At 33.0% G+C, this 25555-nt stretch carries 17 protein-coding genes and 3 pseudogenes; 5 read left to right on the forward strand and 15 right to left on the reverse strand.

All coding sequences use genetic code 11. The features are described 5' to 3' along the window. Window positions 1-196, reverse strand: a pseudogene (gene sarT, locus IDG66_RS05805) (HTH-type transcriptional regulator SarT); the annotation flags it as partial. Between the two features lie 323 nt (window positions 197-519). Here sarT and sarU point away from each other — a divergent pair. After that, window positions 520-1263: an HTH-type transcriptional regulator SarU gene (gene sarU / locus IDG66_RS05810; RefSeq protein ID WP_000386367.1), complete on the forward strand. Its 744-nt coding sequence runs from the start codon at window positions 520-522 to the stop codon at window positions 1261-1263. 211 nt (window positions 1264-1474) lie between these two features. Here sarU and galU read toward each other — a convergent pair whose 3' ends face one another. From galU to IDG66_RS05870, 14 genes and pseudogenes are all read right to left on the reverse strand, one after another. Then, a complete protein-coding gene (gene galU, locus IDG66_RS05815) occupies window positions 1475-2341 on the reverse strand; it encodes a UTP--glucose-1-phosphate uridylyltransferase GalU (RefSeq protein ID WP_000721337.1) in 867 nt (288 codons plus the stop codon). A gap of 179 nt (window positions 2342-2520) precedes the next feature. Beyond that, window positions 2521-5394 carry a fibronectin-binding protein FnbB gene (gene fnbB / locus IDG66_RS05820; protein WP_000841390.1) on the reverse strand — a complete coding sequence of 958 codons (2874 nt, stop codon included), beginning with the start codon at window positions 5392-5394 and terminating at the stop codon, window positions 2521-2523. Further along, window positions 5378-5478: pseudogene (locus IDG66_RS14295) on the reverse strand (hypothetical protein). Before IDG66_RS14295 ends, fnbB begins: the two are co-directional and overlap by 17 nt. Before the next feature lie 594 nt (window positions 5479-6072). After that, window positions 6073-9120 (reverse strand): fibronectin-binding protein FnbA, encoded by a 3048-nt coding sequence (fnbA, locus tag IDG66_RS05825; protein WP_000794648.1) that lies wholly within the window; start codon window positions 9118-9120, stop codon window positions 6073-6075. Further along, a pseudogene (locus IDG66_RS05830) lies at window positions 9104-9206 on the reverse strand (hypothetical protein). Before IDG66_RS05830 ends, fnbA begins: the two are co-directional and overlap by 17 nt. A gap of 382 nt (window positions 9207-9588) precedes the next feature. Then, window positions 9589-10947 carry a gluconate:H+ symporter gene (locus tag IDG66_RS05835; RefSeq protein ID WP_000481425.1) on the reverse strand — a complete coding sequence of 453 codons (1359 nt, stop codon included), beginning with the start codon at window positions 10945-10947 and terminating at the stop codon, window positions 9589-9591. Window positions 10948-11063: 116 nt separating this feature from the next. Then, window positions 11064-12617: a gluconokinase gene (gene gntK / locus IDG66_RS05840; RefSeq protein WP_000876661.1), complete on the reverse strand. Its 1554-nt coding sequence runs from the start codon at window positions 12615-12617 to the stop codon at window positions 11064-11066. 23 nt (window positions 12618-12640) lie between these two features. Further along, complete coding sequence (locus IDG66_RS05845; RefSeq protein ID WP_000990133.1) at window positions 12641-13321, reverse strand: GntR family transcriptional regulator; 681 nt, start codon at window positions 13319-13321, stop codon at window positions 12641-12643. Window positions 13322-13474: 153 nt separating this feature from the next. Then, window positions 13475-14239, reverse strand: coding sequence for a MerR family transcriptional regulator (locus IDG66_RS05850; protein ID WP_000074018.1), 765 nt, complete (start codon window positions 14237-14239; stop codon window positions 13475-13477). Window positions 14240-14403: 164 nt separating this feature from the next. Next, on the reverse strand, window positions 14404-15096 hold the full coding sequence (locus tag IDG66_RS05855) for a GTP pyrophosphokinase (RefSeq protein ID WP_000289136.1): 693 nt from the start codon (window positions 15094-15096) through the stop codon (window positions 14404-14406). Between the two features lie 230 nt (window positions 15097-15326). Next, window positions 15327-15743 carry a DUF2188 domain-containing protein gene (locus IDG66_RS05860; RefSeq protein WP_001117047.1) on the reverse strand — a complete coding sequence of 139 codons (417 nt, stop codon included), beginning with the start codon at window positions 15741-15743 and terminating at the stop codon, window positions 15327-15329. Between the two features lie 138 nt (window positions 15744-15881). Next, entirely contained in the window at window positions 15882-17705 is a 1824-nt protein-coding gene (locus IDG66_RS05865; protein WP_000586387.1) for an FUSC family protein, read from the reverse strand. Window positions 17706-18216: 511 nt separating this feature from the next. Beyond that, window positions 18217-18420 (reverse strand): hypothetical protein, encoded by a 204-nt coding sequence (locus IDG66_RS14145; protein ID WP_001621913.1) that lies wholly within the window; start codon window positions 18418-18420, stop codon window positions 18217-18219. Between the two features lie 193 nt (window positions 18421-18613). Then, complete coding sequence (locus IDG66_RS05870; protein WP_000660709.1) at window positions 18614-19891, reverse strand: MFS transporter; 1278 nt, start codon at window positions 19889-19891, stop codon at window positions 18614-18616. Between the two features lie 546 nt (window positions 19892-20437). On the opposite strand from IDG66_RS05870, the gene uptA reads away from it, so the two are divergent. From uptA to IDG66_RS05890, 4 genes are all read left to right on the forward strand, one after another. Beyond that, on the forward strand, window positions 20438-21049 hold the full coding sequence (gene uptA, locus IDG66_RS05875) for an undecaprenyl phosphate transporter UptA (protein ID WP_000435044.1): 612 nt from the start codon (window positions 20438-20440) through the stop codon (window positions 21047-21049). A gap of 517 nt (window positions 21050-21566) precedes the next feature. Further along, window positions 21567-22262 (forward strand): ABC transporter ATP-binding protein, encoded by a 696-nt coding sequence (locus tag IDG66_RS05880; protein ID WP_000382903.1) that lies wholly within the window; start codon window positions 21567-21569, stop codon window positions 22260-22262. A gap of 1 nt (window position 22263) precedes the next feature. Continuing rightward, entirely contained in the window at window positions 22264-23034 is a 771-nt protein-coding gene (locus tag IDG66_RS05885) for an ABC transporter permease (protein WP_000536966.1), read from the forward strand. A 373-nt stretch (window positions 23035-23407) separates the two neighbouring features. Next, window positions 23408-25372 carry a fructose-1,6-bisphosphatase gene (locus tag IDG66_RS05890; RefSeq protein ID WP_000192173.1) on the forward strand — a complete coding sequence of 655 codons (1965 nt, stop codon included), beginning with the start codon at window positions 23408-23410 and terminating at the stop codon, window positions 25370-25372. Window positions 25373-25555 lie beyond the last annotated feature (183 nt).

Here is a 25555-nt window from a genome sequence, read left to right on the forward strand (position 1 = left end):
GGTCTATACCGATATAACTTATAATGTCTCTCATAAAATATTTACCTTCATCATTTTTAAATACATCTAAATATGCTAATACTAAATAATTATCTAATGTAAGACAAAAATATTTTTTTAAATATTTACGCAGCTCATATGTAGTTAATACTCTTTTCATTAATTTAATATTGCTCTTGCTTTTCAAATCATTCATCAAGTCTTCATCCCTTACTTTTAATTGTCACGTCAAATAATATTTGTCTTTAACTAGTAATAACTCCAAATATATTTAGTTTGTGGTGCTAGCTATAAACACAAATGAATCATAACACTATATTTTGATTTTGTTCAATTGTTTTTATTTTTGGATAATAAATGAATTTGTCATTTGTTATTCCGTGATTTTTAGTTATTTATATTTTATATATATTATATATAAAAATATTTAGGTTAACATGTCTTCAAAAGAGATTGCTTTTATATTACTTTAAATAATATAAAGTATTGGGACATCAGAAAATAGTAGGAGAATGTAAGGTGGACTATCAAACTTTCGAAAAGGTCAATAAATTCATAAATGTAGAAGCGTACATATTTTTTCTCACTCAAGAGTTAAAGCAACAATATAAATTATCATTAAAAGAATTGTTGATATTAGCATATTTTTATTACAAAAATGAACACAGTATTTCACTAAAAGAAATCATTGGTGACATACTTTACAAACAATCTGATGTTGTAAAGAACATTAAGTCACTATCTAAAAAAGGATTTATAAATAAGTCTAGAAACGAAGCAGATGAACGCCGTATTTTTGTTTCAGTTACTCCAATACAACGTAAAAAGATTGCTTGTGTTATTAATGAGTTAGATAAAATAATTAAAGGATTTAATAAGGAAAGAGACTACATAAAATATCAATGGGCTCCAAAATATAGCAAAGAATTTTTTATACTTTTTATGAACATTATGTACTCAAAAGATTTTTTAAAATATCGATTTAATTTAACATTTCTTGATTTATCTATCTTATATGTAATATCATCTCGAAAAAATGAGATACTAAATTTAAAAGATTTGTTTGAAAGTATTAGATTTATGTATCCTCAAATTGTTAGGTCAGTTAATAGATTAAATAATAAAGGTATGCTAATCAAAGAACGATCCCTTGCAGATGAAAGGATTGTGTTAATCAAAATAAATAAAATACAATATAACACTATTAAAAGCATATTCACAGATACTTCCAAGATTCTCAAACCAAGAAAATTTTTCTTTTAAATTTAAACAGATTTACCTCTTGATAAAATAAATAAGCAATCATAATACTTCTCAATTTAGTATAAATAAAAATACATAATTAACTTTCTTTTGTTTTTATATTATTTCAATACCCTACTATATATCACAACACATAAATTAAGCATGACACTCATTCAATTTAGTTCACAATTTCGTGTTCCAATTTTATTGAGTATCATGCTTATTAATGTTATAACCCTAATTCTTTAATAAATCGTGTTAATTCTTCTCGCATACTGTCATCTTTCAATGCATATTCTATCGTTGTTTTAACGAAGCCTAATTTTTCTCCAACGTCATAACGTTCGCCTTCGAAGTCATATGCATACACTTGGTTATCATTATTCATACGTTCAATCGCATCTGTTAACTGAATTTCGTTACCTGCGCCTTCTTTTTGCGTTTTTAAATAATCGAAAATTTCAGGCGTTAATACATAACGTCCCATAATAGCTAGGTTTGATGGTGCCGTACCTTGTGCTGGCTTTTCAACAAACTTTTTCACTTCATACTGACGTCCGTTTTTAGTTAATGGGTCAATAATCCCATAACGATGAGTATCTGCTTCCGGAACTTCTTGGACACCTATAACTGAGTGCCCTGTTTCTTCATAAACGTCAATCAACTGTTTCACTGCTGGCACTTCAGATTCAACAATATCGTCACCTAATAATACCGCAAATGGTTCATTGCCGATAAATTGACGCGCAGAACTAATCGCATGCCCTAAACCTTTTTGTTCTTTCTGCCTTACATAAAAAATATTCGCAAGTTCTGTTGAATACTGAACTTTTTCTAGTAACTCAGATTTACCTTTTTCTTTTAACACCATTTCTAATTCTTTTTGACTATCAAAATGATCTTCAATCGCGCGTTTGTGGCGACCTGTCACTATAATAATATCTTCAATTCCAGCTCTTGCAGCTTCTTCAACGATATATTGTATTGTGGGTTTATCTAAGATAGGAAGCATTTCCTTTGGCATCGCTTTAGTTGCTGGTAAAAATCTAGTCCCTAAACCAGCAGCGGGAATGATTGCCTTTTTTATTTTTTTCAAAGTTAATGTGCTCCTTTTCCTAAGTATTAAATCTATGTATCAACGTCATTTTAACACTAATTAGAACGCCTTCATAGTGTCATTAAGTATGTAATTATTTCTTGGGAAATTTGATTTAATTTTAAAAAACAGGCTTACTTCATATAATTTATGAAATAAACCTGTCAATTTTAGATTGATTATGCTTTGTGATTCTTTTTATTTCTGCGTAATAATGCAAATCCTAAAATACTAAACAATCCTCCGAACAGTATACCTTTGTTTGTTGATTCTTCTCCACCTGTTTCAGGTAGTTCAGATTTCTTAGATTGTGCTTTTTTAGTTGGTGCCACTGCTTTAACCTTTTCATTGATTTCAATGACAGGTGTTACTACCTTACCTTGTTCCACTGGTTTAGAAGGCTTTTTAGGTTCTTCTTTGGCAGGTGGTACTGGTTTACCAGGTTCAGCTGGTACCTCTGGCGTTGGTGGTGTTGGTGTTTCCGGCTCACTTGGTACCTCTGGTGTTGGCGGTGTTGGTGTTTCCGGCTCACTTGGTACTTCTGGTGTCGGTGGTGTTGGTGTTTCCGGCTCACTTGGTACTTCTGGTGTTGGTGGTGTTGGCGGCGTTGTATCTTCTTCAATCGTTTGTTGACCTTCATTATGACCACTTACTTGTGGAAGTGTATCTTCTTCAAAGTCAACACTATTGTGTCCACCGAATTGATAATTTGGTTTATCTTTGTTTGTATCTTCTTCAATAATTTCAGTGTGCTTATTGAATCCATGAATATGTGGCACGCTGTCGAAGTCGATATCAATGATATTACCACCATGTTCATATTTAGGCTTGTCTTTCTCTGTATCTTCTTCGAATGACTGATCACCTTTATTTTGACCATGAATTTGAGGTACACTATCGAAATCGATATCTACGATATTGCCACCTTGTTCATATTTAGGTTTATCTTCTTCTGTGTCTTCCTCGAATGACTGGTTACCGCTATTTTGGCCACCTTCATAACCTAATTCACTCTTAATATCAACGTGGCTATTTTCTTCGATTTCTTCAATCACACCATAATTCCCGTGACCATTTTCAGTTCCTAAACCAGAATGAGAAATATGATGATTGTTTTCAGTAATTTCCTCGATTGGTCCTTGTGCTTGACCATGCTCTTCAGGTAATTCATCTACTAGTTCAATCAGATTACTTTCAGTCGTATATTCTTTCGTATCTTCAACTGTTGTATGGTCGCTCACTGCGCCAGTTAGAATACCTTTTGTAGACTCTTCGTCAAATTCAACTAAGTTAGACTCAGTTATTACTTGGCCACCACCTGGGTTTGTATCCTCTTCATATTCAACAACATCAGCGTGATGTTTTGAATTTTCATGTGTAGATTCTTCAAAATCCACATGAATAGAATCTTCTTCAGTTTCAATAATACCTTCTGCATGACCTTCTACACCTTCAACAGCTGTATGATATTCAAAATCAATTGGCTTAGAATCGTTACTTTCTTCGATTGTACCAGTCAATTCATGCTTCTCCACTGGCGGCTCTGATTTAATGTCTAATTCAATTGGTTCACTCTTCTCAATGATAGGATCATTTGGCTTATCTTTACCGTCGCCTTGAGCGTTATTAGAGTAGAATGCAACGCCATTGTCCCATGTTAAACTTACTGGATAATAATAGTAATAACCGTAATTAGCATGATAGCCATGCAAATTAGTTCTGAATAATAACTCCTTGTCATTTTCATTATATTTACCTTCAAAACTTACAACATAACTTTTCTTATTTAGTGCATCTAAAGTTAATTTATAGCTACCGTTTTCACTTAGCGTTAATTTATCACTCATGTCATTGGTAACATCTTTAAATTTCTCTTGATCATTTGTGTTAGCATAGACGCTTTCTGGTAATTCATCACTTCTCAAATACTCATAAACTTTCACTGTTGGAACATTTCCTGTATACAATCCACCTTTAGCAAAAAACCCATTTATAGTTATTGAGGTCATATCGCTTTTTTTAGGGTTTATATAAGCTAAATGATGTATTTTACTATTTTCTTTATCTAATAAAGTTATACGTCCATTTACAGTTACTCCCCAGTTATCTTTAACACCGTCTAGATATTTGATATCAAATTCTTTTGAAATCTTATTTTCACCTAATTTAACCTCAACAGTTTGCTTTCCTTGCTTCGTAACTGTAGTTGGATCAATAAACAAATTTAAGTTTAATTCAGCCATTAAATTATTTTTGTTATTTATATAATCAGTAAACGTATATCTAATTTTTCTTTCATCCATCACTTTGCCAACAGCCAAAATATTATCATCTTTACTTTTTATATCTGGAACTTTACGAAGAGGCGAGATACCATGAGTTTCTACATTATTACTTAATGTGAAATCAAAGTAGTCCCCCGGTTTAATACCATCCTCGAATTTCCATTTATATTTCAAGGTTACTCTTTCTGCATTATGAGGATTAACAACATTTGTCTCTTTATTGTTATGCCCTACTATTTCACTACCTTCTTCTACTTCCACTTTACTTGTTACATCTGTACCTGTCGCTTTAGCTTCTTCCACTACTTCTTTCTCTGTAACTGCTGTAACATCAGTTGATCTTTTCATTCTTGGTTTAATTTCTGAGACGTTACTTGGTTGAGCTGTGTCAACTTGAGTTCCTGTAGTTTCCTTATCAGCAACTTTTTCCGATGGCAAATCAACTCGCGAAGTTTCTACTTTTGGTGCTTGCACAGTTGTTGGTGCTTCTTCTGTTGTTACTTGTGTTGATTGTGATGGTTGCTCAGTTGATGTCGCGCTGTATGATTGTGTTTCATCTATTGTATTAACGTTATTTGTAGTTGTTTGTGTTTCGCTTGCTTTTCTTTCAGTAGCTGAACTCCCACTTTCCTCTACTGTAGTATTGTTTTGTTCCGATGCTGCAGCTTCTTTTTCTTGTCCCATTCCAACAACGATCATTGTTCCTAAGAATACTGAGGCCGCTCCCAATTTGTGTTTTCTTATGCCGTATCTAAGATTGCTTTTCACTATAATATTCTCCCTTAAATGTAAAATTCATTTATTTTTTAACTCAATAAATGCAATTCTATATTGTTCGGTTTTTAAAAGCAATGAAAAAAAGCGAGTTAATAAAAAGTTAAGATTGTTGTTAACTTTATGTATAATGAGTTTTTTATTATTTGAAACTCACATATATTGCATACAAAGCTCTTGAATACCTTGATATAACAGGCTTGTATTTTTTATACTTACTTTTTAAATTAAATTAAAATTCATCTAATTTAAAACAATATACTAAAACATACATAATAATCGCCTGTACAATGCATCATTAACAAGTCACTGAAACGCCTTTCATTGTATTAATAACGTCACTACAATTTTTATATCGTTCGGTTTTTGTTTGGTTTTAATGATTGTTTATACAGAAACAGCCGTATTTCAAGACGATATTTTAAATTTAACTAAATTTGCATCTAGTTAATAATTGCATTTATCTAATTTGTCTTATTGATTCAATCTAATTTGTACTTACAAACTAGTTTTAAATTCTAACTTTATCTCTCAGTTCGTTATCAATCATCAGACATAAACCAATGAAGCAATCAGAAAACACTCTAATTTTCTATTAGAAATTTGATTTAATCTAAAAAAACAGGTTTACTTCATATAATTTATGAAATAAACCCGTCAATTTTTGTTTAATTATGCTTTGTTATTCTTTTTATTTCTGCGTAATAATGCTAAACCTAGAATGCTGAATAATCCGCCGAACAACATACCTTTGTTTGTTGATTCTTCTCCACCTGTTTCAGGTAGTTCAGATTTCTTAGATTGTGCTTTTTTAGTTGGTGCCACTGCTTTAACCTTTTCATTGATTTCAATAACAGGTGTTACTACTTTACCTTGTTCCACTGGTTTAGAAGGCTTTTTAGGTTCTTCTTTTGCGGGTGGTACTGGTTTACCAGGTTCAGCTGGTACCTCTGGTGTTGGCGGTGTTGGTGTTTCTGGCTCACTCGGCACTTCTGGTGTCGGTGGTGTTGGTGTTTCCGGCTCACTTGGTACTTCCGGAGTCGGTGGTGTTGGTGTTTCCGGCTCACTTGGTACTTCTGGTGTCGGTGGTGTTGGCGGCGTTGTATCTTCTTCAATCGTTTGTTGACCTTCATTTTGACCGCTTACTTTTGGAAGTGTATCTTCTTCAAAATCAACACTGTTGTGTCCACCGAATTGATAATTTGGTTTATCTTTGTTTGTATCTTCTTCAATAATTTCAGTGTGCTTATTGAATCCATGAATTTGTGGCACACTGTCGAAGTCGATATCAATGATATTACCACCTTGTTCATACTTAGGTTTGTCTTTCTCTGTATCTTCTTCGAATGACTGGTTACCATTATTTTGACCTTGGATTTGAGGTACACTGTCGAAATCGATATCTACGATATTGCCACCTTGTTCATATTTAGGTTTGTCTTCTTCTGTGTCTTCCTCGAATGACTGGTTACCGCTATTTTGGCCACCTTCATAACCTAATTCACTCTTAATATCAACATGACTATTTTCTTCGATTTCTTCAATCACGCCATAATTACCGTGACCATTTTCAGTTCCTAAACCAGAATGAGAAATATGATGATTGTTTTCAGTGATTTCCTCGATTGGACCTTGAGCTTGACCATGTTCTTCTGGTAGTTCATCCACTAGTTCAATCAGATTACTTTCAGTCGTATATTCTTTCGTATCTTCAATTGTTGTATGATCGCTCACTGCGCCAGTTACAATACCTTTTGTAGACTCTTCGTCAAATTCAACTAAGTTAGACTCAGTAGTAACCTGACCACCACCTGGATTTGTATCCTCTTCATATTCAACAACATCAGCGTGATGTTTTGAATTTTCATGTGTCGATTCTTCAAAGTCAATTGGATTTGATTCCTCAGAGGACTCAGTGTATCCTCCAACGTGACCCGCTTCACTATCCACAGCAGTATGGTAATCGATATCAATAGCTGATGAATCCGTTTCTTCTATTGTTTCAATATACCCATCAACATAACCACCCTCACCATCTATAGCTGTGTGGTAATCAATGTCAAGCGGTGTATTGTCTTGATTTTCTTCTGTTTCAATAATTTGCTTGGCATCGTACTGCCCGCTCATAGTTCCTTTTGCAGTATCTTCTTTATATTCAAAATCATTATTTTGAATAATTTGTCCATTTTTACCATTGCCGTCAGCTTTATTGCTATATAAAACTAAACCATTATCCCAAGTTAAACGATATCCCCCATAAACATAGTAAGATTTATATGCTCGTTCTGGATACCCATATAATTCAGTTCTAAAATTAACCTGATCTGACCCTTGCAAATATTCACCTGTATAATGAATGACATACGTTTTATCCAACTTATCTAAATTCAATGAGTAACTACCATTGTCTTGCACACTCAATTTTCCATTCATTTCCTTTGTTACATCTTTGAATTTGTTAGTATCTGATGTATTTGCATAAACACTTTGTGGCAATTCATCTTTTTTCCCTAGATATTCATATACTTTAACAGTAGGTTGTCCACCAGCTAAATTACTACCTTCAGTCAACGTCCCTGTTACTGATACAGTGTTTGACTGGTTTCCATTCATTGGCTTAATATAAGCTATATGTGTAAATTTATTAGATTCTTTATTAAATGTTTCAATTGATCCATTTACATTTGTATAACTATTGCTAACACCTGGATTATAAACAACTGGTATTGTTTTTTCTGTTTCTTCACCATTTAATTTAGAAGTAATCTTTTGTTCTCCATTGCTTTGTACAGTTTTAGGGTCAATAAATAAGTTGATTTCTAAATTAGCTGTTACCTCTACCTTGTGTTCAATTTCGTTAGTAAATGTATATCTTATGTTACCATTCCCTAAGATCTCACCTGTAGCCATTACAACTGAGCCATTTTTAATCTCTGGTACCTTTCTAGCTGTTGAAACCCCATAAGTATTTACATTATTTGATAATGTAAAATCAAAATAATCTCCTCTTTTTAATCCATCTGCGAATTTCAATTTGTATTTCAATACGACACGTTGACCAGCATGTGGCTCTACTTTATTTCCTTGAGGTGCCTCAATAGAACCACTTTCTACTGTAACTTTACTTGTCACATCTGTACCCGTTTCCACTTTCTCGTCACTAGCTTCCTTAGCTTCAACTACGTCTGCTGATCTTGTCACACGTGGTTTACTTTCTGATGCCGTTCTTGGCTGTGCCACTTCAACTTGTGTTTCTGCGACTTGATTTTGTGTGGCCTTTTTAGGTGTTAAATCTACTTGTCTTTGATCTCCGCTATTGTCTTGAGATTGTGTTGTTTCCTTAACTTGAGGTTTCGCTTCTTCCTTAACTACCTCTTCTTTAACTGTTTCTAAATTTGCTGGTTGTGCAGTTTGTGGTGCTTGTACTGCTTTTGGTGCTTCTTCAGTTGTTACTTGTGTTGCGTTTGACGGTTGTTCTGTTGCTGTTGCGCTGTATGATTGTGTTTCATCTATAGTATTAACGTTAGTTGTAGTTGTTTGTGTTTCGTTTACTTTATTTTCAGTAGCTGAATTCCCATTTTCTTCTACTGTAGTTGTCTTTTGTTCTGATGCTGCAGCTTCTTTATCTTGTCCCATCCCAACAACGATCATTGTTCCTAAGAATACTGATGCTGCTCCCAATTTATGTTTTCTAATGCCGTACCTAAGATTGTTTTTCACTATAATATCTCCCTTTAAATGCAAAATTCATTAATTTTTTTAAACTTAATAAATGCAAGTCTATATTGTTCGGTTTTTAAAAGCAATACAAAAAAGCGAGTTAATGAAAAGTTAAGATTGTCATTAATTTTATGTTAATTGATAATTTTATTATTTGAAATATACCTATAAATTGTATTCAAGTCATCATAAACCCTTGTCACACAAGGCTTGTATTTTTTATACTTATTTTTCAAATTAAATTCATCATTATCTAATTTAAAACAATATACTAAGTGTTTCATAATTATCGCCTGTACAATACGCACAAAAACATGTCTTGAAACGCCTTTCATTACACTAAAATCCCCAATATACTTTTTATATCGTTCGGATTATGACTATTTCAGACGATTTTCTGCATAAAAATAAACGTGTTTCAAGGCAATATATTGCAATTACCTTAAAACACGTTTACTTAATATTTAGTTAAACAAATAAGCTGATGAATAGAATGAAGATGATACCTGAAACGGAAATAATCGTTTCTAATAATGACCATGTTAAGAATGTTTCTTTTACAGTTAAACCAAAATATTCTTTAAACATCCAAAATCCTGCGTCATTTACATGAGACAAAATCACACTACCTGCACCTATCGCAAGTACAACTAATGCAACATTTACATCTGATGATTGTAATAATGGTAAGACAATACCTGTAGTTGAAATCGCAGCTACTGTAGCCGAACCTAATGCGATACGTAGCACAGCTGCAACAATCCATGCTAGTAAAATTGGAGACATCTCTGTACCTTCAAACATTTTAGCAATTGTATTTCCGACACCACCGTCAATTAATACTTGTTTAAATGTACCGCCACCGCCAATAATCAATAACATCATTCCGATTGGATAAATCGCATTCGTCACTGATTCCATAATATGATTCATCTTACGTTTTCTCATTAATCCCATCGTAACGATTGCAAATAATACTGCTATTAGCATGGCTGTCCCTGCTGTTCCTATCATATAAATGATAGATTCAAATAGATTTGTAGGTTTGTCGTGCCCAGTTACAAGTTGCGTTATCGTAGACACTAACATTAATATGACTGGTAATGTTGCAGTTAATAAACTCATACCAAATCCTGGCATCTCTTGATCCGTAAATTCTTTTTGTGCACCTAACGCTGAAATATCGCCTTCTCGTGTATACGCAGACGGAATCATTTTTTGTGCAACTTTGTTAAATATAGGTCCTGCAATGAGTGTAACTGGAATGGCAATAATCATACCGTACAGTAATACATCTCCAACATTTGCCTTTAATTCTTTTGCGATGACTACCGGTCCTGGATGTGGTGGTAAAAAGCCATGTGTCACAGATAAAGCTGTTACCATAGGTAGTCCTAGTTTTAACACTGAAACATTTGCGCGTTTTGCTACTGTAAATACTAATGGAATCAGTAAGACTAAACCTACTTCAAAGAACAATGCAATACCGACGATAAATGCTGCAACAAGCATTGCCCATTGTACATGTTTTTGACCAAATTTTTGAATCAACGTGTCTGCAATTCGAGTTGCACCACCACCATCAGCAAGTAATTTCCCAAGTATGGCACCTAAACCGAATATTAGTGCAATGTGGCCGAGCGTACTGCCCATCCCTTTCTCAATCGTCTCCATAATTTTAGTCAATGGTATACCTAGCATTAACGCTGTAATCATCGATGTGATAATTAATGAAATAAATGTATTTAATTTAAACCCAATAATTAATACTAATAAAATAACGATACCTAAAACAACACTGATTAACGGCCATATTTCGTTAAACATGACATTCCCCTCTTTCTCTTTTCAATAGAATGTAACACCGTCGTCGCGCACGTATTCCACATAATATATAGTAGTCATGGCACAACAACTTTATCTAAGATGCTTAAGTGACGTATTTATTGTGTTTTATTTTCAGCCATATGTTGGCGTTGAAAATCTGCAATTTGTTCATAATTCTCTGTTAAAGAACGACTTAAATTGATAAAAATGGATACGAGCTCTTGGTAAACAGCGACATTTTCTTCAAACGGCATATGATTATTTGTAGCACCGACCATCGATGAAACGATTGAAAAATCTTCAATGTCACCTACAGCTTTAAGTCCAAGCACGCAGGCACCTAAGCATGAACTTTCATAGCTTTCAGGAACCACTAACTCTGTGTCAAATATATCTGACATCATTTGACGCCATACTTCACTTTTCGCAAAACCACCTGTTGCTTTTATCATCTTAGGCGTTTCATTCATTACTTCAATGAGTGCAAGGTAGACGGTATACAAATTGTAAAGAACACCTTCTAATGCAGCGCGAATCATATGTTCTTTTTTATGAGATAAAGTTAAACCGAAGAATGAACCTCTTGCATTTGCGTTCCAAAGCGGCGCACGTTCTCCAGCTAAATAGGGATGGAATATTAAACCATCTGCACCTGGTTTAACACGCTTTGCAATTTGAGTTAAGACATCATAAGGATCAACACCGAGACGTTTCGCAGTTTCGACTTCACTCGCTAGCAACTCGTCGCGCAACCATCTCAATACGACACCACCATTATTTACAGGACCTCCGATGACGTAGTGGTCCTCTGTTAAGACATAACAAAATATTCTACCTTTGTAATCAGTACGCGGTTTATCTATCACAGTACGAATCGCCCCAGATGTACCGATTGTGACAGCAACTTCTCCTTTACCAACGCTATTGACACCCAAATTAGAAAGGACCCCATCACTCGCACCAATAACAAACGGTGTATCTTCATTAAGCCCCATTAATGTTGCATAACGTTCTTTCATGCCTTTCATTACGTACGTTGTTGGCACTAATTCCGGCAACATTTCCTTGGAAATACCAAGCAATTCTAATGCCCCAACATCCCAATCTAATGTTTCTAAATTAAACATCCCTGTTGCGGAAGCCATTGAATAATCAATGATATATGTATCAAATAAATGATAGAAAATGTATGTTTTAATATCTGCAAACTTAGCAGTACGTTGAAATACATCTTGCCATTCATGTTTCATCCAAAAAATTTTCACTAAAGGCGACATAGGATGAATAGGCGTACCTGTTCGCTGATAAATCGCATTGCCATCATGCACTTCATTTATTACTGTTGCATATTTTGCAGCGCGGTTATCTGCCCAAGTAATATTATTTGTTAATCTTTGATGTTTCTGATCCATCGCAATCAAGCTATGCATTTGCGCACTAAATGACACAAATTTAATATCATCTTTATTAACTTTGGATTCTCTCATAACATATTTAATAGTCATTAATACCGCATCAAATAATTCATCTGGGTTTTCTTCTGAGACATCAACGTTTGGTGTGTGTAAATCATAGCCGATTTGATGTTTCATGATGAATGTTCCATTTTCATCATATAAGACTGACTTGGTACTCGTCGTTCCAATGTCGACACCAATCATATATTTCATGACAAATCCTTCTTTCTTTCATTTTAATTCAACCAAAATCCTTCAATATCTTTACCAACATCGTCGAAATTTAAGTGAAACGCTTCTTTCAAAATTTGACTGTCGTATTGTTCCACTGCATCAATAAACACTTGATGATTATGATGTATGCGTTCAAAATCTTGCGGGTTCTGTTGCATACGTTGTCGCATGGATGTTAAAACGAGTGCCATCATTACTGGTTTTAAATGACTCCAAAATGAGTTTAAATATTGATGATTAGATGCTTTGATTAATGTTTCATGAAATTCAAAGTCATGCTTCGTAAATGATTCTGCATCCTCAAATTTTACTGCCACTTTCATCATTTCAAGTTGTTTCTTCATTTCTTTTACGATAGGTAGTCGCTCTTGATTTTTAACTCTTGAAAATGCAAAAGACTCTAGCATCAGTCGCAAATCGTACATTTCTTTCTTTTCTTGTTCCCCAAACGGCAACACATGTGCACCCATTCTTTCTAATTGGATGAGTTGATTTTGTTGCAATAATTTAAATGCATCTCGAATTGGCGAACGACTCACATTAAATTGCTTTGCCATTTGATTTTCAGTGAGTAACGTACCTTCAGCTATGTGACCATTCACAATACCTAAGCGTAATTCTGCCGCGATACCTTCTCCAGTTGTCATACCTTCCAACCATTTCTCTGGATATCCATACATCATCAAAGCCACTCCTTCATTACACGACATACTTGTATACAAGTATGTTAATATAGTTCTTAATCGTTTGCAAGCGCTTTCTTTACGCGTACTAAAATAGTGACCATCCCTTTTCAATGTAAATTTAAAGGGAATGGTCACTATCACACGAATGATTTAATTGTTATGTTGTATGTGGGATATTTCTAATTGTTCTGTACTCATATGCGCTTTAGGTACTTCAATGCAATAATGCGTTTCATGACAGTTTGGACATTCGAATCGACGTGTTGTAGCAGTATGTTTCGCTTTGATAACTTGCCATAAAGATGGTGAGAATATATGCTGGCAGTTAGGACATAAATAGGCAACCTTTTGTTGGTAATAAAAAGTAACACCAATGCCGTATCCAATCATAAACGGCAACGCAATTAGAAACGGCCATTTATTTTTCATCAAAATTGCACTTATAATGCTAGAATATTGAATTATTCCTATAATACCCGCACTAATCCAAATGTTACGACGAATACTTTTCATTTCAGCTGATTTACTCATGACATGCTCTATGTCTTTTAAATGTGTGATTGGAGACGTCGACGCTTTATTTACGTAATATTGAACATTTTTAATTTTGTTTAATACCGCTTGTTGCTGTTTGACTTGTTGATTAATTTCTTGTTGTTTCATAGTTAGTAAAGTATTGAGTGTCTTCAAAGTACCTTCACCTTTTAGCAACATATCTATATCGCTTAACGCACAACCTAAATCTTTAAGCAATAAGATTAACTCTAATGTTTGTCGCTGTTGTTCTGTATACACACGACGCTTTCCTTCTGTAAATCCTTGTGGTTTCAAAATACCTTTGCGATCATAATATTGAATCGTTCGCGTTGTCACATTGCATAATTTCGCGAGTTCTCCAGTCGAATAGTTAGACATAGATTCCACCTCCTACAATCACCATAGTTGATGACCCGACGTCACGAGCAAGTACTTTTTCTACATTTTAAAGAAATTTATTATACTAGGCGTCTTATTTTTGTGATTTCGTACCATGTTGATTTACAAAATCACTCAAATTAAGCAACACTACTACTAAACGTCTACTCTGTTATTTCAGAATGAATTTGTTGTAATTTATCTTCAACTTCAGTAATCTCTGTCGCACATTCTTTCAGTAAATCTCGATACTTTTCCGTCTCTGCATTGTTTTTATAACGTATTTTATGTTCTAAACTTGCCCACATATCCATACCTATCGTTCTAATTTGAATTTCAACAGGCAATACCTCAACGCGTTCTGCTAAAAAGACTGGAATGGATACAACGATATGTAAACTGCGGTAACCATTTTCTTTAGGGTGCTGAATATAATCTTTACGTTTTATCAATTGTACGTCTTCTTGTTTAAGCAACATCTCTTCAATCAAATAAATATCATCTAAGTAATTACATACTACGCGAATTCCGGCAATATCCAGTATATGTTCTTTGGCAGTTTCTGCGCTAATCTGTAATCCTTTACGATTAAGCTTTTCTATTAAACTGCGCATTTCTTTCACACGTCGCTCCATATGATGTATAGGGTTGTGTTTATAAATGTGATTGAAATTATCGTCTAAAATACTCAGTTTAGTGCTTATTTCCTTTAGTGCTGACGAATAAATATGATCTAACTCTACGAAACCTAATAACGTATCAAATGCTTCATCACCATTTTCAAATTTACTTAAACTATTTTTAAAATCATGTCGCAAATCCTCTAAATATAGTGATGGTTTTCGATCTACATACATTTTTATACTAACCTCCGATATATAATCATCTTTATTGTACCTAACATTTTATTAAGATAATACTAATACACTATCGAACTTTGGGCTGATACTGAAACAGCACAAAGAAACTCAAACAATTCGAATTATGTATCAAAACCTTCAATTATAGGAAGTAATTTTAAAATGATTTAACGCAAAAAAACACCTGTTACCGTTATATAGGTACAAGTGTTTAATTGATAGAGATGTTATACGTCTTTAAATGATTCCACAACTTTTGGATGTGGACCATCCATAAGCGGTTCTCTTTGTCGAACGCCACCACTTTGGTTGCCAATTGATTCGCTATCAAAGTACGATTTATCTTGATTTGATTGTTCTTGAATATGTTCTTCATTATCAGTTGTTGCATATTCACTATCCACCTCTGTTTTTTCCATTGTTGCTGTATGGAATTGTACGAAGTTCTCTTCTTCTAATGCTTTGATTTCTTCTTTCGATAACGCTCGATACCAATCTTTCGCTTTTTTCGCCGCAATAGGAACAACATCTTTTTCAAGATATCCTTCTTTTAACATTGCATTCGCAATTTCTATCGCTTTTTGCCGTTTAATTACTTCAAAATCTTTCCATTTTTCGGGGTAACCTTTCATTGTAAAGGGCATTTCCTTAACCTCCAATATGTTATAATTCATGTTATATACCACCATAATTATAAAATGAAACATATTAAACACAATTTTTTAGACTCCCGTCATAATAACTTCAGACAAACGTTAGTCTGACCTGATAAATATTTTATTTTAAACGTTCTTGTCTCTCTCACAAAAACTATTGTGTTGAATATTCATCATTGCTGATTGAATATAATTATACTGTGGTAAATCTGGTAATATCTTTATTTCTAATTCTGTATTTAATTCTAAATGCTTAGCGATGTTTTCAAATGTTGCTAAATACTCGCCCATTAATTGTTCATTTATTGTAAGTCTATCTTCATTAGCCATGGCTCTATTTAACATAAAGCTAATTTCTTCTAATGCGAATAAGCTAGGATAATAATTTTGAATCAATGTCTTATCACTAAATAATTCACCATTAGCTGCATTATAAACTTGCGTCATGTTATTTAATTTCACAGATAGGTTCATAGCCGTGTTTTTCTGATACACATCATCTTTATATTGGTTTTCAGAAAACAAATAATGGAAGAGCGTTGCTTCTTTACGAACAACTTCAGCCATTACATTAGGAAGCAATGCGGATGCGGTACGTTGTCCAAGGACAAATAAACCTATGATTGCAATCACAATACCCATTGCAACGTCAATAACTCTTGGAAACGCAATGTTAATTGTTAAATTCTGTGATGCTAATCCATTCATTAAAATAACTTGTATTGTAATAAAAACTACTGCAATCGCATAATTTGCTCCCACCAATGCTTCAGTAAACAATGCTGCAATGCCCATTAAAATTACTGCAACAGGTGTTGGTATTGAAAACAACAATATGACTGAAAGTACTAACACACCTAAAATAGTACCTAAACCTCGTGCCATACCTCTCTCGATTGCATGTATAGTTGATGTTCCTAGTAATATTGTATGTGCAGATAACGGTATCCAGTATGCTTTTTCAAAATCAAACATTAACGCAATAAATATCGCTATCATCATAATCGCTGTATATCTCAATGTATTTCTAAAAACAATAGAGTCTAATGTTAAATTTTGATAAATGCGTTTACTATATAAAGGTTTTCGCATGTCTGCTTCATACGCAATACGCGCTTCATTTGCATGCACCATTTCATCAATTTTCATTATATGGTTGAATAAATTTTGAAATTCCTCTGTTACTGTCACTTCTTTTCGCCAATATCTTACATTTTCCTCACTATTATCTAGTTGTGCAATGATATGATCCATCATTTCAATTAACTCATCTGGCAATGGTCGAATTTGTTTAGCGTTCAACTCTAACAGTTCAGAATAAATCCCTTGGGCAGATGTGTGTAATAATAATAATTTTTGGAAACGTCTACTTAATTTATCGTTACTTGAAGTAGAAGTGATTAATAATTTATCAGATGCTTTAAAATTATCCACCGCTGTTTTTGCTACTTGTAAAAATGCAGATTTATCATTATAAGTGTGTAACAACTTAGATATGAGTTTAAAATCATTTTGAATTGCTTGTTCTTCAGCTTTGTTTTTAGAAAATACGATCGTGATTAACACCATCATAGTGGCAAGTATACCGCCTACTAAAATCGCAAAGCCTCTATATAATGCTTCTTCGGGAGCTATAGGTAAGTTAATGGGTAGACTGAATGTCACAATGAAGAATGTCGATGACGGTCCAGCTATTTTTAAGGCAGTAAATATATAAAATGGTATAACCGTAACAATTAATAATGTCATTCCAAAAACGAGTGGCGTTTTGGCTGTTAGCGTACCAAGCATCATACATATTGCAAACGCTAAATTACAAATTATTACAGTTCGCAGCTTAGATCGCGACGGACCTTTAAAAACATAAATATGGGCTAGTGTTCCGGTTGCAACTAATAATCCAAATTGGAAATTACCACATAAGTAACCGATTATTGCGGGAATAATCATTAACAGTCCCTGTCTTACACCTTTATAAAAGTCTAAGTTAAGTCGATTGATTTTTATGAGTGATGTCAAAAAGATGTCATTTCGACTTCTCCTTTCCTTGTCAAAATATTTCCATAATCTTTTTATTAGCATAGTTAAAATGAATTTGTTGCTATAAATTTTAATTACGCAACATATGTCATTATAACACCTTATACTCAATTATCTAAATTCAAAAACTTTTAAAGTCCAATTAAAATTATTTTCTAATGTTATTTAACATCGTTGAACCTTTGGTCGCCCACCTTTGCGCTAGTTAAGATTTATTTGTGACATGTTGAAATTATTTTAGTGAATACGATATTTAGGGTTAGAAAAACATTCACATAGACTTAAGGTTTATTTACTTCATATTATTCCTAGGGTTCATGATCCAAACTATAGTGAATTTAAAAAAGTTTATAAAACATATTTGCCTCATAAGCTTGAATAGTTCCTATATTCGTTATTTAAAATGACATTCGATGTCAGTTCATTTCTTAAAATATCGAAAGATGATTACGTATAATATATATAGTGACGTATTTACAAATAATGGCAGTAAGCAGTACAAAATGATTACACAAAAATTTCCTTCTACTCGATAAATTAAGAAGTATAAAATAATTAAAAAAATACTTATAATCAGACCTATAAGAGGCAAACTTCTAATATATTTCTCTAAGTTTTCCTTCATATGTATAACCTCCTAAAATTTATATGTACTTTTACAAGCGTTACCTGACTAATGTTTTAAAACTTTATTTCTTTACATATATCATTTTAATAACTTCCCGTTCATCTTAAACCATATCTGTTTTAAAAAGTTTCAATTTCAACGTAAAAAAGCAATAAGCCCCAACAATGTGAAAGCTTACTGCTTGTTTAAATTATTTTTCTATTGCTTTATCATCACTAACAATTAAAGGTTGATCTGGTTTCACATAGAACCACATAATCACAGCGATTACTGCTGGAACGATTAACAATTGGAATGTCATTGTCCAACCTAAATGTTCTACGAATAGACCTGCTAATAGCGGACTGATTAATGCACCTATATTACCCCATAAGTTCATCCACCCTGATACTGTACCAGAGAAGTTACGTCCTAAGTCAGTTGCTGCAGCCCAACTCATACCCATTGAAATACCGATACCACCAAGACCTAGTGATAACCAGAAAATACTTACATATAAATTTCCTGTACGTACAGCAAAGATAATTGAAACTGCAAACACAATAAATCCTGCGATTGCAATTACACCTCTAGCTACGAATTTTGAACGACCTAATCCTAATACACGGTCAGAAATTGCACCTGCTGATAAGATTAAGAAGAACATTAATAACCAAGGTAATGAACTAATGCTCATTTCTTTAAAGTTAACGTGGAATACTTCTGTTAAATACGTCGGTAACCAAATTAAGAATAATGTAATGATAAATTGTACAACAAAGTATTGAATTGCAATTGCATAGAAGCTAAAACGTTTAAAGAAATCATTCCATGGTGGTGATGACTTTTCAGTAGCTACGATATCACGATTTTCCATAATGAAACGTTTCTCCGCTTCATTAACCATTCTATGTTGCTCAGGTAAGTCTTTGGCAATAATCGCCCATAATACAGCCATTAAAATACCTACTGCACCAAAAATGTAAAATACTGCTTGCCAGTTAAATGCGTTAACAATAGCAATTGTAACTATTGGTGCTAATACAGGTCCGAAATATGATCCTGCTAATAATGCACTTGATGCTCTACCTTTTTCATTTTTAGAGAACCAAAATGAGTTAAACACAGCATTAGAAGGGTACATTGGCGCCTCACCTACACCAAATAAGAATCTCACTAAATAAATTAAACCGTGGTTCTTAATCATACCCGTTAAGATTGTAAATGCACTCCACCAAACTAATGCAATTGTAATCATCTTACGTGGACCGAATTTTTCAGCCAACATCCCCGATGGTACTTGCATTAATGCATAACCTAGAGAGAAGAATGATGCCAATAAGCCAAATTGTGGTTTGGTCATCCCTAAATCATCCATCATTTGTTTAGCGATATATGAAATGTTTGCTCTATCCATATACGCAATAACCCCAATAAAGAAGAACGCAAGCGCGAACATCCACCTTACGTTAGTTCGTTTTTCCTTCATAACTATTCCTACTTCCCTTATTAATTTTTAAAAACTTACCCTAGAACGATAAAACTTTCGGACATCTGGCATGTCCACCCCTACTTTGTCACAAAATTGTACCAAAGTTATTTTTTATAATATTATCAGACATGGAAAGCGTTTACAATAGAATCTATAAAAATTTTATTAAATTCCGCTTAACTTTTGCTATTAAAACGATATAAAGGAACTTTTAGTTACATAGTAGCCTATCATTTGTTAATTAAAAATACTGCAATCCTAGTGTTTTAAAACGTATATTGCAGGCTTTCTTACATATTAGACATTCATTTTAAATTGCATAAAACTACATTGCTCATTCATTGTGCAGCGCCTGTTATTTAGATGATCATTTGTTGACTTTTCGTACTTATAGCAAGCAATTTTTTGATTTATTGCTTATAATACATTTTAAGACAAATGCTTGTTTCAACATCGCATACGACATCATTCATTATTCATTTGAATTTATCCAGTTTCTATTTGTCTGCAATTGCTGAAAATTAAAGGAGCTTATTTTTAATAATGGAACAAATTATCACTGAATTTATTAGTCGTTTTGGGTATGCAGCCATTTTTATATTAATTTTATTAGAAAATGTTTTACCTATCGTACCATCGGAAATTATTCTGACATTTGCTGGCCTTATGTCTGTTAAATCACATTTATCAATTTTAACCTTATTTATTATTGCAACCATCGCATCGTTTATAGGGCTGTTAATTTTATATTATATCTGTCGTTTAATTTCAGAAGAACGTCTATATCGCTTTATTGATCGACACGGTAAGTGGATTAAATTGAAAAGTAAGGATTTAAAGCGAGCAAATGATTGGTTTAAAAAGTATGGCGTATGGGCTGTATTTATCTGTCGTTTCATACCTGTATTACGTGTATTGATTACCATTCCAGCCGGTGTAAACCGCATGAATGTTGTGACATTTACCGTTATTTCATTAATAGGTACAACAATTTGGAATTTCGGTTTAATTTTACTAGGACGCACGTTGAGCGATAGCTTTGGTATGTTGATGACTGGTCTTCATACATATTCACGTATTATGTATGTTGTCATCATTATCGCAGTCATTTACTTTGCTATACGTTACATTGGCAAACGTAAGAGAGTAAAATAATATTGTTGTTAGTATAATGGTATATTTTCAATTGCTATAAATAAAAAGCAGTAAAATCATTTCGATGGCTGGAATGATTTACTGCTTTTTTAGGTTTATTTGGCATACTTTAGTTGAAAGTCATCTAAAACCCTTTACGTTAAGAGATATAATGAAGTTTCCCATAAAAGTTCAGTTCCCTCAGTATGTACCATTTATTCCGCAAACGCATCTCACAATCCATCTATAATACAAACTATCATCTTAAATAAGCAGAATTTACCCTGTCTTCCACACAAACTGTTTTCGTCACTTTAATATGCCTTCTATTCAAAAAAGTCACTCATAACAAATTGCGCATTTTAATAAATGTAGCAATGCCATTTGCATGCTACAAAAATACTCGTATTCATATTTATCTTTTATATTATTAAAGTTTTTTAAATCCGTATTTTTATAACACTTGCTATGTGATAAAATTAATTTTATATATAAAATCTTAAGATTCAGATTATTTAATAGCAAAGGAGATAGTGATATGGATGTTTTAACAATAGAACATTTAACAAAGAAGATAGGCAACAAAACGATTCTCGAAGATGTATCATTTAAGCTGAAACGCGGACAAATAGTTGGTCTCGTTGGAGCGAATGGTGCAGGTAAAACAACTTTAATGAAAGTTATATTAGGTTACTCTAGTTTCCAAAGCGGGAATTTTAATGTTATTAACAGCAAAGACAGCAAAAGCAATATCGGTGCATTGATTGAAAATCCAGGAATATATCCTTTTATGTCTGGATATGAAAACTTGAAGTTATTGAATGAATCAAAAAACACTCAAGATATCGATAAAATTGTCTCACAACTTCATATGGATGAATACATTCATAAAAAAGCTAAAACGTATTCTCTTGGTATGAAACAAAAATTAGGAATTGCTATAGCATTTTTAAATGAACCTCAATTTATTATCTTAGATGAACCAATGAATGGCTTAGATCCAAAAGCTGTGCGAGATGTTCGTGAATTGATTGTCCAAAAAGCGCAAGAAGGTGTTACTTTCTTAATTTCGAGTCATATTTTAAGTGAATTAGTTAAAATCACAAACTCTATCCTTATTATTAACAAAGGTAAAATTGTTACAGAAACATCGGAAGAAGAACTTAAACAATTTAAAGATAATGATTTAGAAAATGTATTACTAGAAATCATAGAAAGGGAGGACCAAGCATAAAATGGGAACTTTAATTAAACAAGAATGTTTCAAATTATTTAAAAAGAAATCAACTTTTATCGCACCTATTGTCTTTATTCTACTAATGGTTGCTCAAGGTTATATTGCTACAAAATACAATAAAATTTTTACGCCACAGGAATCTTTCACATCTGCTTATAATGGTTTTTCATGGTTTGCATTTTTATTAATTATTCAAGCAAGTACAATCATTTCAATGGAATTTCATTACGGTACGATTAAAAATTTACTCTATCGTGAATATTCAAGAACAACTATGATTGTTAGCAAAATCATCACATTATTTATTATTTCTTTAATTTATTTTGTTATTACAATTATTGCTTCAATTGTTATTGGGTCTTTATTCTTTAATGATTTAAATATATTTGAAAGTAGCGGTAATCAATTATCTTTATTGAATCAATTATTATTAGTTAGTTTAGGCACATTTGTTGGCGTTTGGTTAGTTTTAAGCTTAACGTTGCTATTATCATCTGCAACAAATTCAACGGGAGTAGCCATTGCTGTAGGTATTGTTTTTTATTTTGCAAGTTCTATTTTAGCAGTTATTCAAACGGCACTTTTAGAAAAAATAGACTGGCTAAAGTGGAATCCTATTAATATGATGAATATTATGCTTCAAACAGTTGAAAAAGGCTTTAGTAAGTCGACGAAATTAGAACTTCATGAATTGTTTATTGGTAATATTGCTTATATTTCTATTTTCTTAATACTTGTAGTATTTATTTTCAAGAAGAAAAATATTTAGTAACTTCAAGTTATTAAATGTCTAAATACACACATATTCCATCGTAATTCAAAATCATTTTCAAATCCCTTCACCCAAATAATGGTGCGGGGATTTTTTTATCCAAATTTTGGCAATTCCACATTTTACATATCGTAATTTTTTAGGAAACTAGTGAATATAACAAATTCCTCCTCTCATTTTTAAAATAAATATATCACTTTCCCACTTTTACTTAACTAAACTGCAACGACTCCTAATACCAAAATCCTGCCCTCTATTTTTATCAATCCAAGCATACTTATTGAAAAATGTTAACGTTTTCTTGATAATCATTGTAAGCGCATTTATTTTATAAACTAACGTTTGAAATATACTACAGGAGTGACACGTAATGACTCAAATTACTGAAAAAGAATTAAAAAAGAAGTATTTAGATTTACTATCCCAAAATTTTGATACTCCAGAAAAACTTGCAACTGAAATTATCAATTTAGAATCAATTTTAGAATTACCTAAAGGTACGGAACATTTCGTCAGCGATTTACATGGTGAATACGAAGCTTTCCAACACGTATTACGCAACGGTTCTGGGAATGTGCGAGCGAAAATCAATGATATTTTCAAAGAGAGACTTTCAACTAAGGAGCTTAATGATTTAACTGCTCTTGTCTACTATCCAGAAGACAAATTAAAATTGATTAAAAGTGATTTCCAAAGTTGCGGTCAACTTAATGTCTGGTATATCACAACAATCGAACATTTAATTGAGTTGATTAAATATTGTTCTTCAAAATATACGCGTTCAAAACTGCGTAAAGCATTGCCAAAACAATACGTTTATATTATTGAGGAACTACTGTATAAAAGTAATGAATATCAAAATAAAAAATCATATTACGAAACACTTGTTAACCAAGTAATTGAACTTAAACAGGCAGATGATTTAATTATTGGACTCGCTTATTCCGTACAACGCTTAGTCGTCGATCATTTACACGTTGTCGGTGATATTTATGATCGTGGACCACAACCAGATAAAATTATGGATACACTGATTAATTATCATTCCCTAGATATTCAATGGGGTAATCATGATGTGCTTTGGGTTGGAGCCTATGCTGGGTCAAAAGTATGCTTAGCAAACTTACTTCGAATTTGTGCACGCTATGATAATTTAGATATTATCGAAGACGCTTATGGCATTAATTTAAGACCACTGCTTACTTTAGCTGAAAAATACTATGACGCAGATAATCCTGCTTTTAAGCCTAAAAAAAGACCTGACAAACACGAACGTTTAACTCAACGTGAAGAAAGTCAAATTACTAAAATTCATCAAGCTATTGCGATGATTCAATTCAAGTTAGAAATACCAATTATTAAACGTCGTCCAAATTTCGAAATGGAAGAACGTCTTGTGCTTGAAAAGGTTAATTATGATACAAATGAAATTACAGTTTATGGTAATACATACCCATTGAAAGACACATGTTTCCAAACTGTCAATCGTGATAATCCAGCAGAATTACTACCTGAAGAAGAAGAAGTCATGAATAAACTATTATTGTCATTCCAACAATCTGAAAAATTACGTCGTCATATGTCTTTCTTGATGCGTAAAGGCTCTCTTTACTTACCATATAATGGCAATTTACTCATTCATGGTTGTATTCCAGTTGATGAAAATGGTGAGATGGAATCATTTGAAATTGATGGTCATACTTACAGCGGCCAAGAATTATTAGATGTATTTGAGTATCATGTCCGTAAATCATTTGATGAAAAAGAAAATACTGATGACTTATCGACGGATTTAGTTTGGTATTTATGGACTGGGAAATATTCGTCATTATTTGGAAAACGTGCCATGACTACGTTTGAACGATACTTTATTGCAGATAAAGCTTCTCATAAAGAAGAAAAAAATCCATACTATCATCTACGTGAAGATGTGAATATGGTTCGTAAAATGCTCAGTGATTTTGGATTAAATGCAGATGAAGGTCGCATTATTAATGGTCACACACCAGTGAAAGAAATCAATGGCGAAGATCCTATCAAGGCTGATGGAAAGATGCTTGTCATTGATGGTGGCTTTTCAAAAGCTTATCAGTCAACAACTGGCATTGCAGGCTATACACTATTGTATAATTCATTCGGTATGCAACTCGTTGCACACCAACAATTTAACGCTAAAGAAAAAATACTTTCCGAAGGTATCGATGAACTTTCTATAAAGCGCGTCGTAGATAAAGAATTACAACGTAAGAAGATTCGTGATACCAATATTGGTAAAGATCTTCAAGCTCAAATAGATATTTTGAAAATGTTAATGCATGATCGCTACTTAGACTAAAGACGACATTTTATGCATGTATTGTATACTGTTGTATTGATGCGGTTTACGCATTGGCTACGCAAACGCGATGATAAATAGGCGACCTAGCTACACCGAAAAAAATCCCCTCACTATTGCGAGTAGTGAGGGGATTGGTGTATCTATGCTAATTCCTGTTAACTGTATTATAACAACTTTACA

This window comes from Staphylococcus sp. EG-SA-18 (assembly GCF_017151825.1).
Classification (GTDB): Bacteria; Bacillota; Bacilli; order Staphylococcales; family Staphylococcaceae; genus Staphylococcus; species Staphylococcus aureus.

Coding starts and splice junctions, on each gene's coding strand:
- IDG66_RS05870 (WP_000660709.1), bottom strand. CDS start 19,891: ATGAAGGAAAAACGAACTAACGTAAGGTGGATGTTCGCGCTTGCGTTC.
- IDG66_RS14145 (WP_001621913.1), bottom strand. CDS start 18,420: ATGAAGGAAAACTTAGAGAAATATATTAGAAGTTTGCCTCTTATAGGT.
- IDG66_RS05860 (WP_001117047.1), bottom strand. CDS start 15,743: ATGCCCTTTACAATGAAAGGTTACCCCGAAAAATGGAAAGATTTTGAA.
- IDG66_RS05880 (WP_000382903.1), top strand. CDS start 21,567: ATGGATGTTTTAACAATAGAACATTTAACAAAGAAGATAGGCAACAAA.
- IDG66_RS05845 (WP_000990133.1), bottom strand. CDS start 13,321: ATGATGTATGGATATCCAGAGAAATGGTTGGAAGGTATGACAACTGGA.
- uptA (WP_000435044.1), top strand. CDS start 20,438: ATGGAACAAATTATCACTGAATTTATTAGTCGTTTTGGGTATGCAGCC.
- IDG66_RS05850 (WP_000074018.1), bottom strand. CDS start 14,239: ATGTCTAACTATTCGACTGGAGAACTCGCGAAATTATGCAATGTGACA.
- IDG66_RS05835 (WP_000481425.1), bottom strand. CDS start 10,947: ATGTTTAACGAAATATGGCCGTTAATCAGTGTTGTTTTAGGTATCGTT.
- IDG66_RS05855 (WP_000289136.1), bottom strand. CDS start 15,096: ATGTATGTAGATCGAAAACCATCACTATATTTAGAGGATTTGCGACAT.
- IDG66_RS05885 (WP_000536966.1), top strand. CDS start 22,264: ATGGGAACTTTAATTAAACAAGAATGTTTCAAATTATTTAAAAAGAAA.
- gntK (WP_000876661.1), bottom strand. CDS start 12,617: ATGAAATATATGATTGGTGTCGACATTGGAACGACGAGTACCAAGTCA.
- IDG66_RS05865 (WP_000586387.1), bottom strand. CDS start 17,705: ATGATTATTCCCGCAATAATCGGTTACTTATGTGGTAATTTCCAATTT.
- IDG66_RS05890 (WP_000192173.1), top strand. CDS start 23,408: ATGACTCAAATTACTGAAAAAGAATTAAAAAAGAAGTATTTAGATTTA.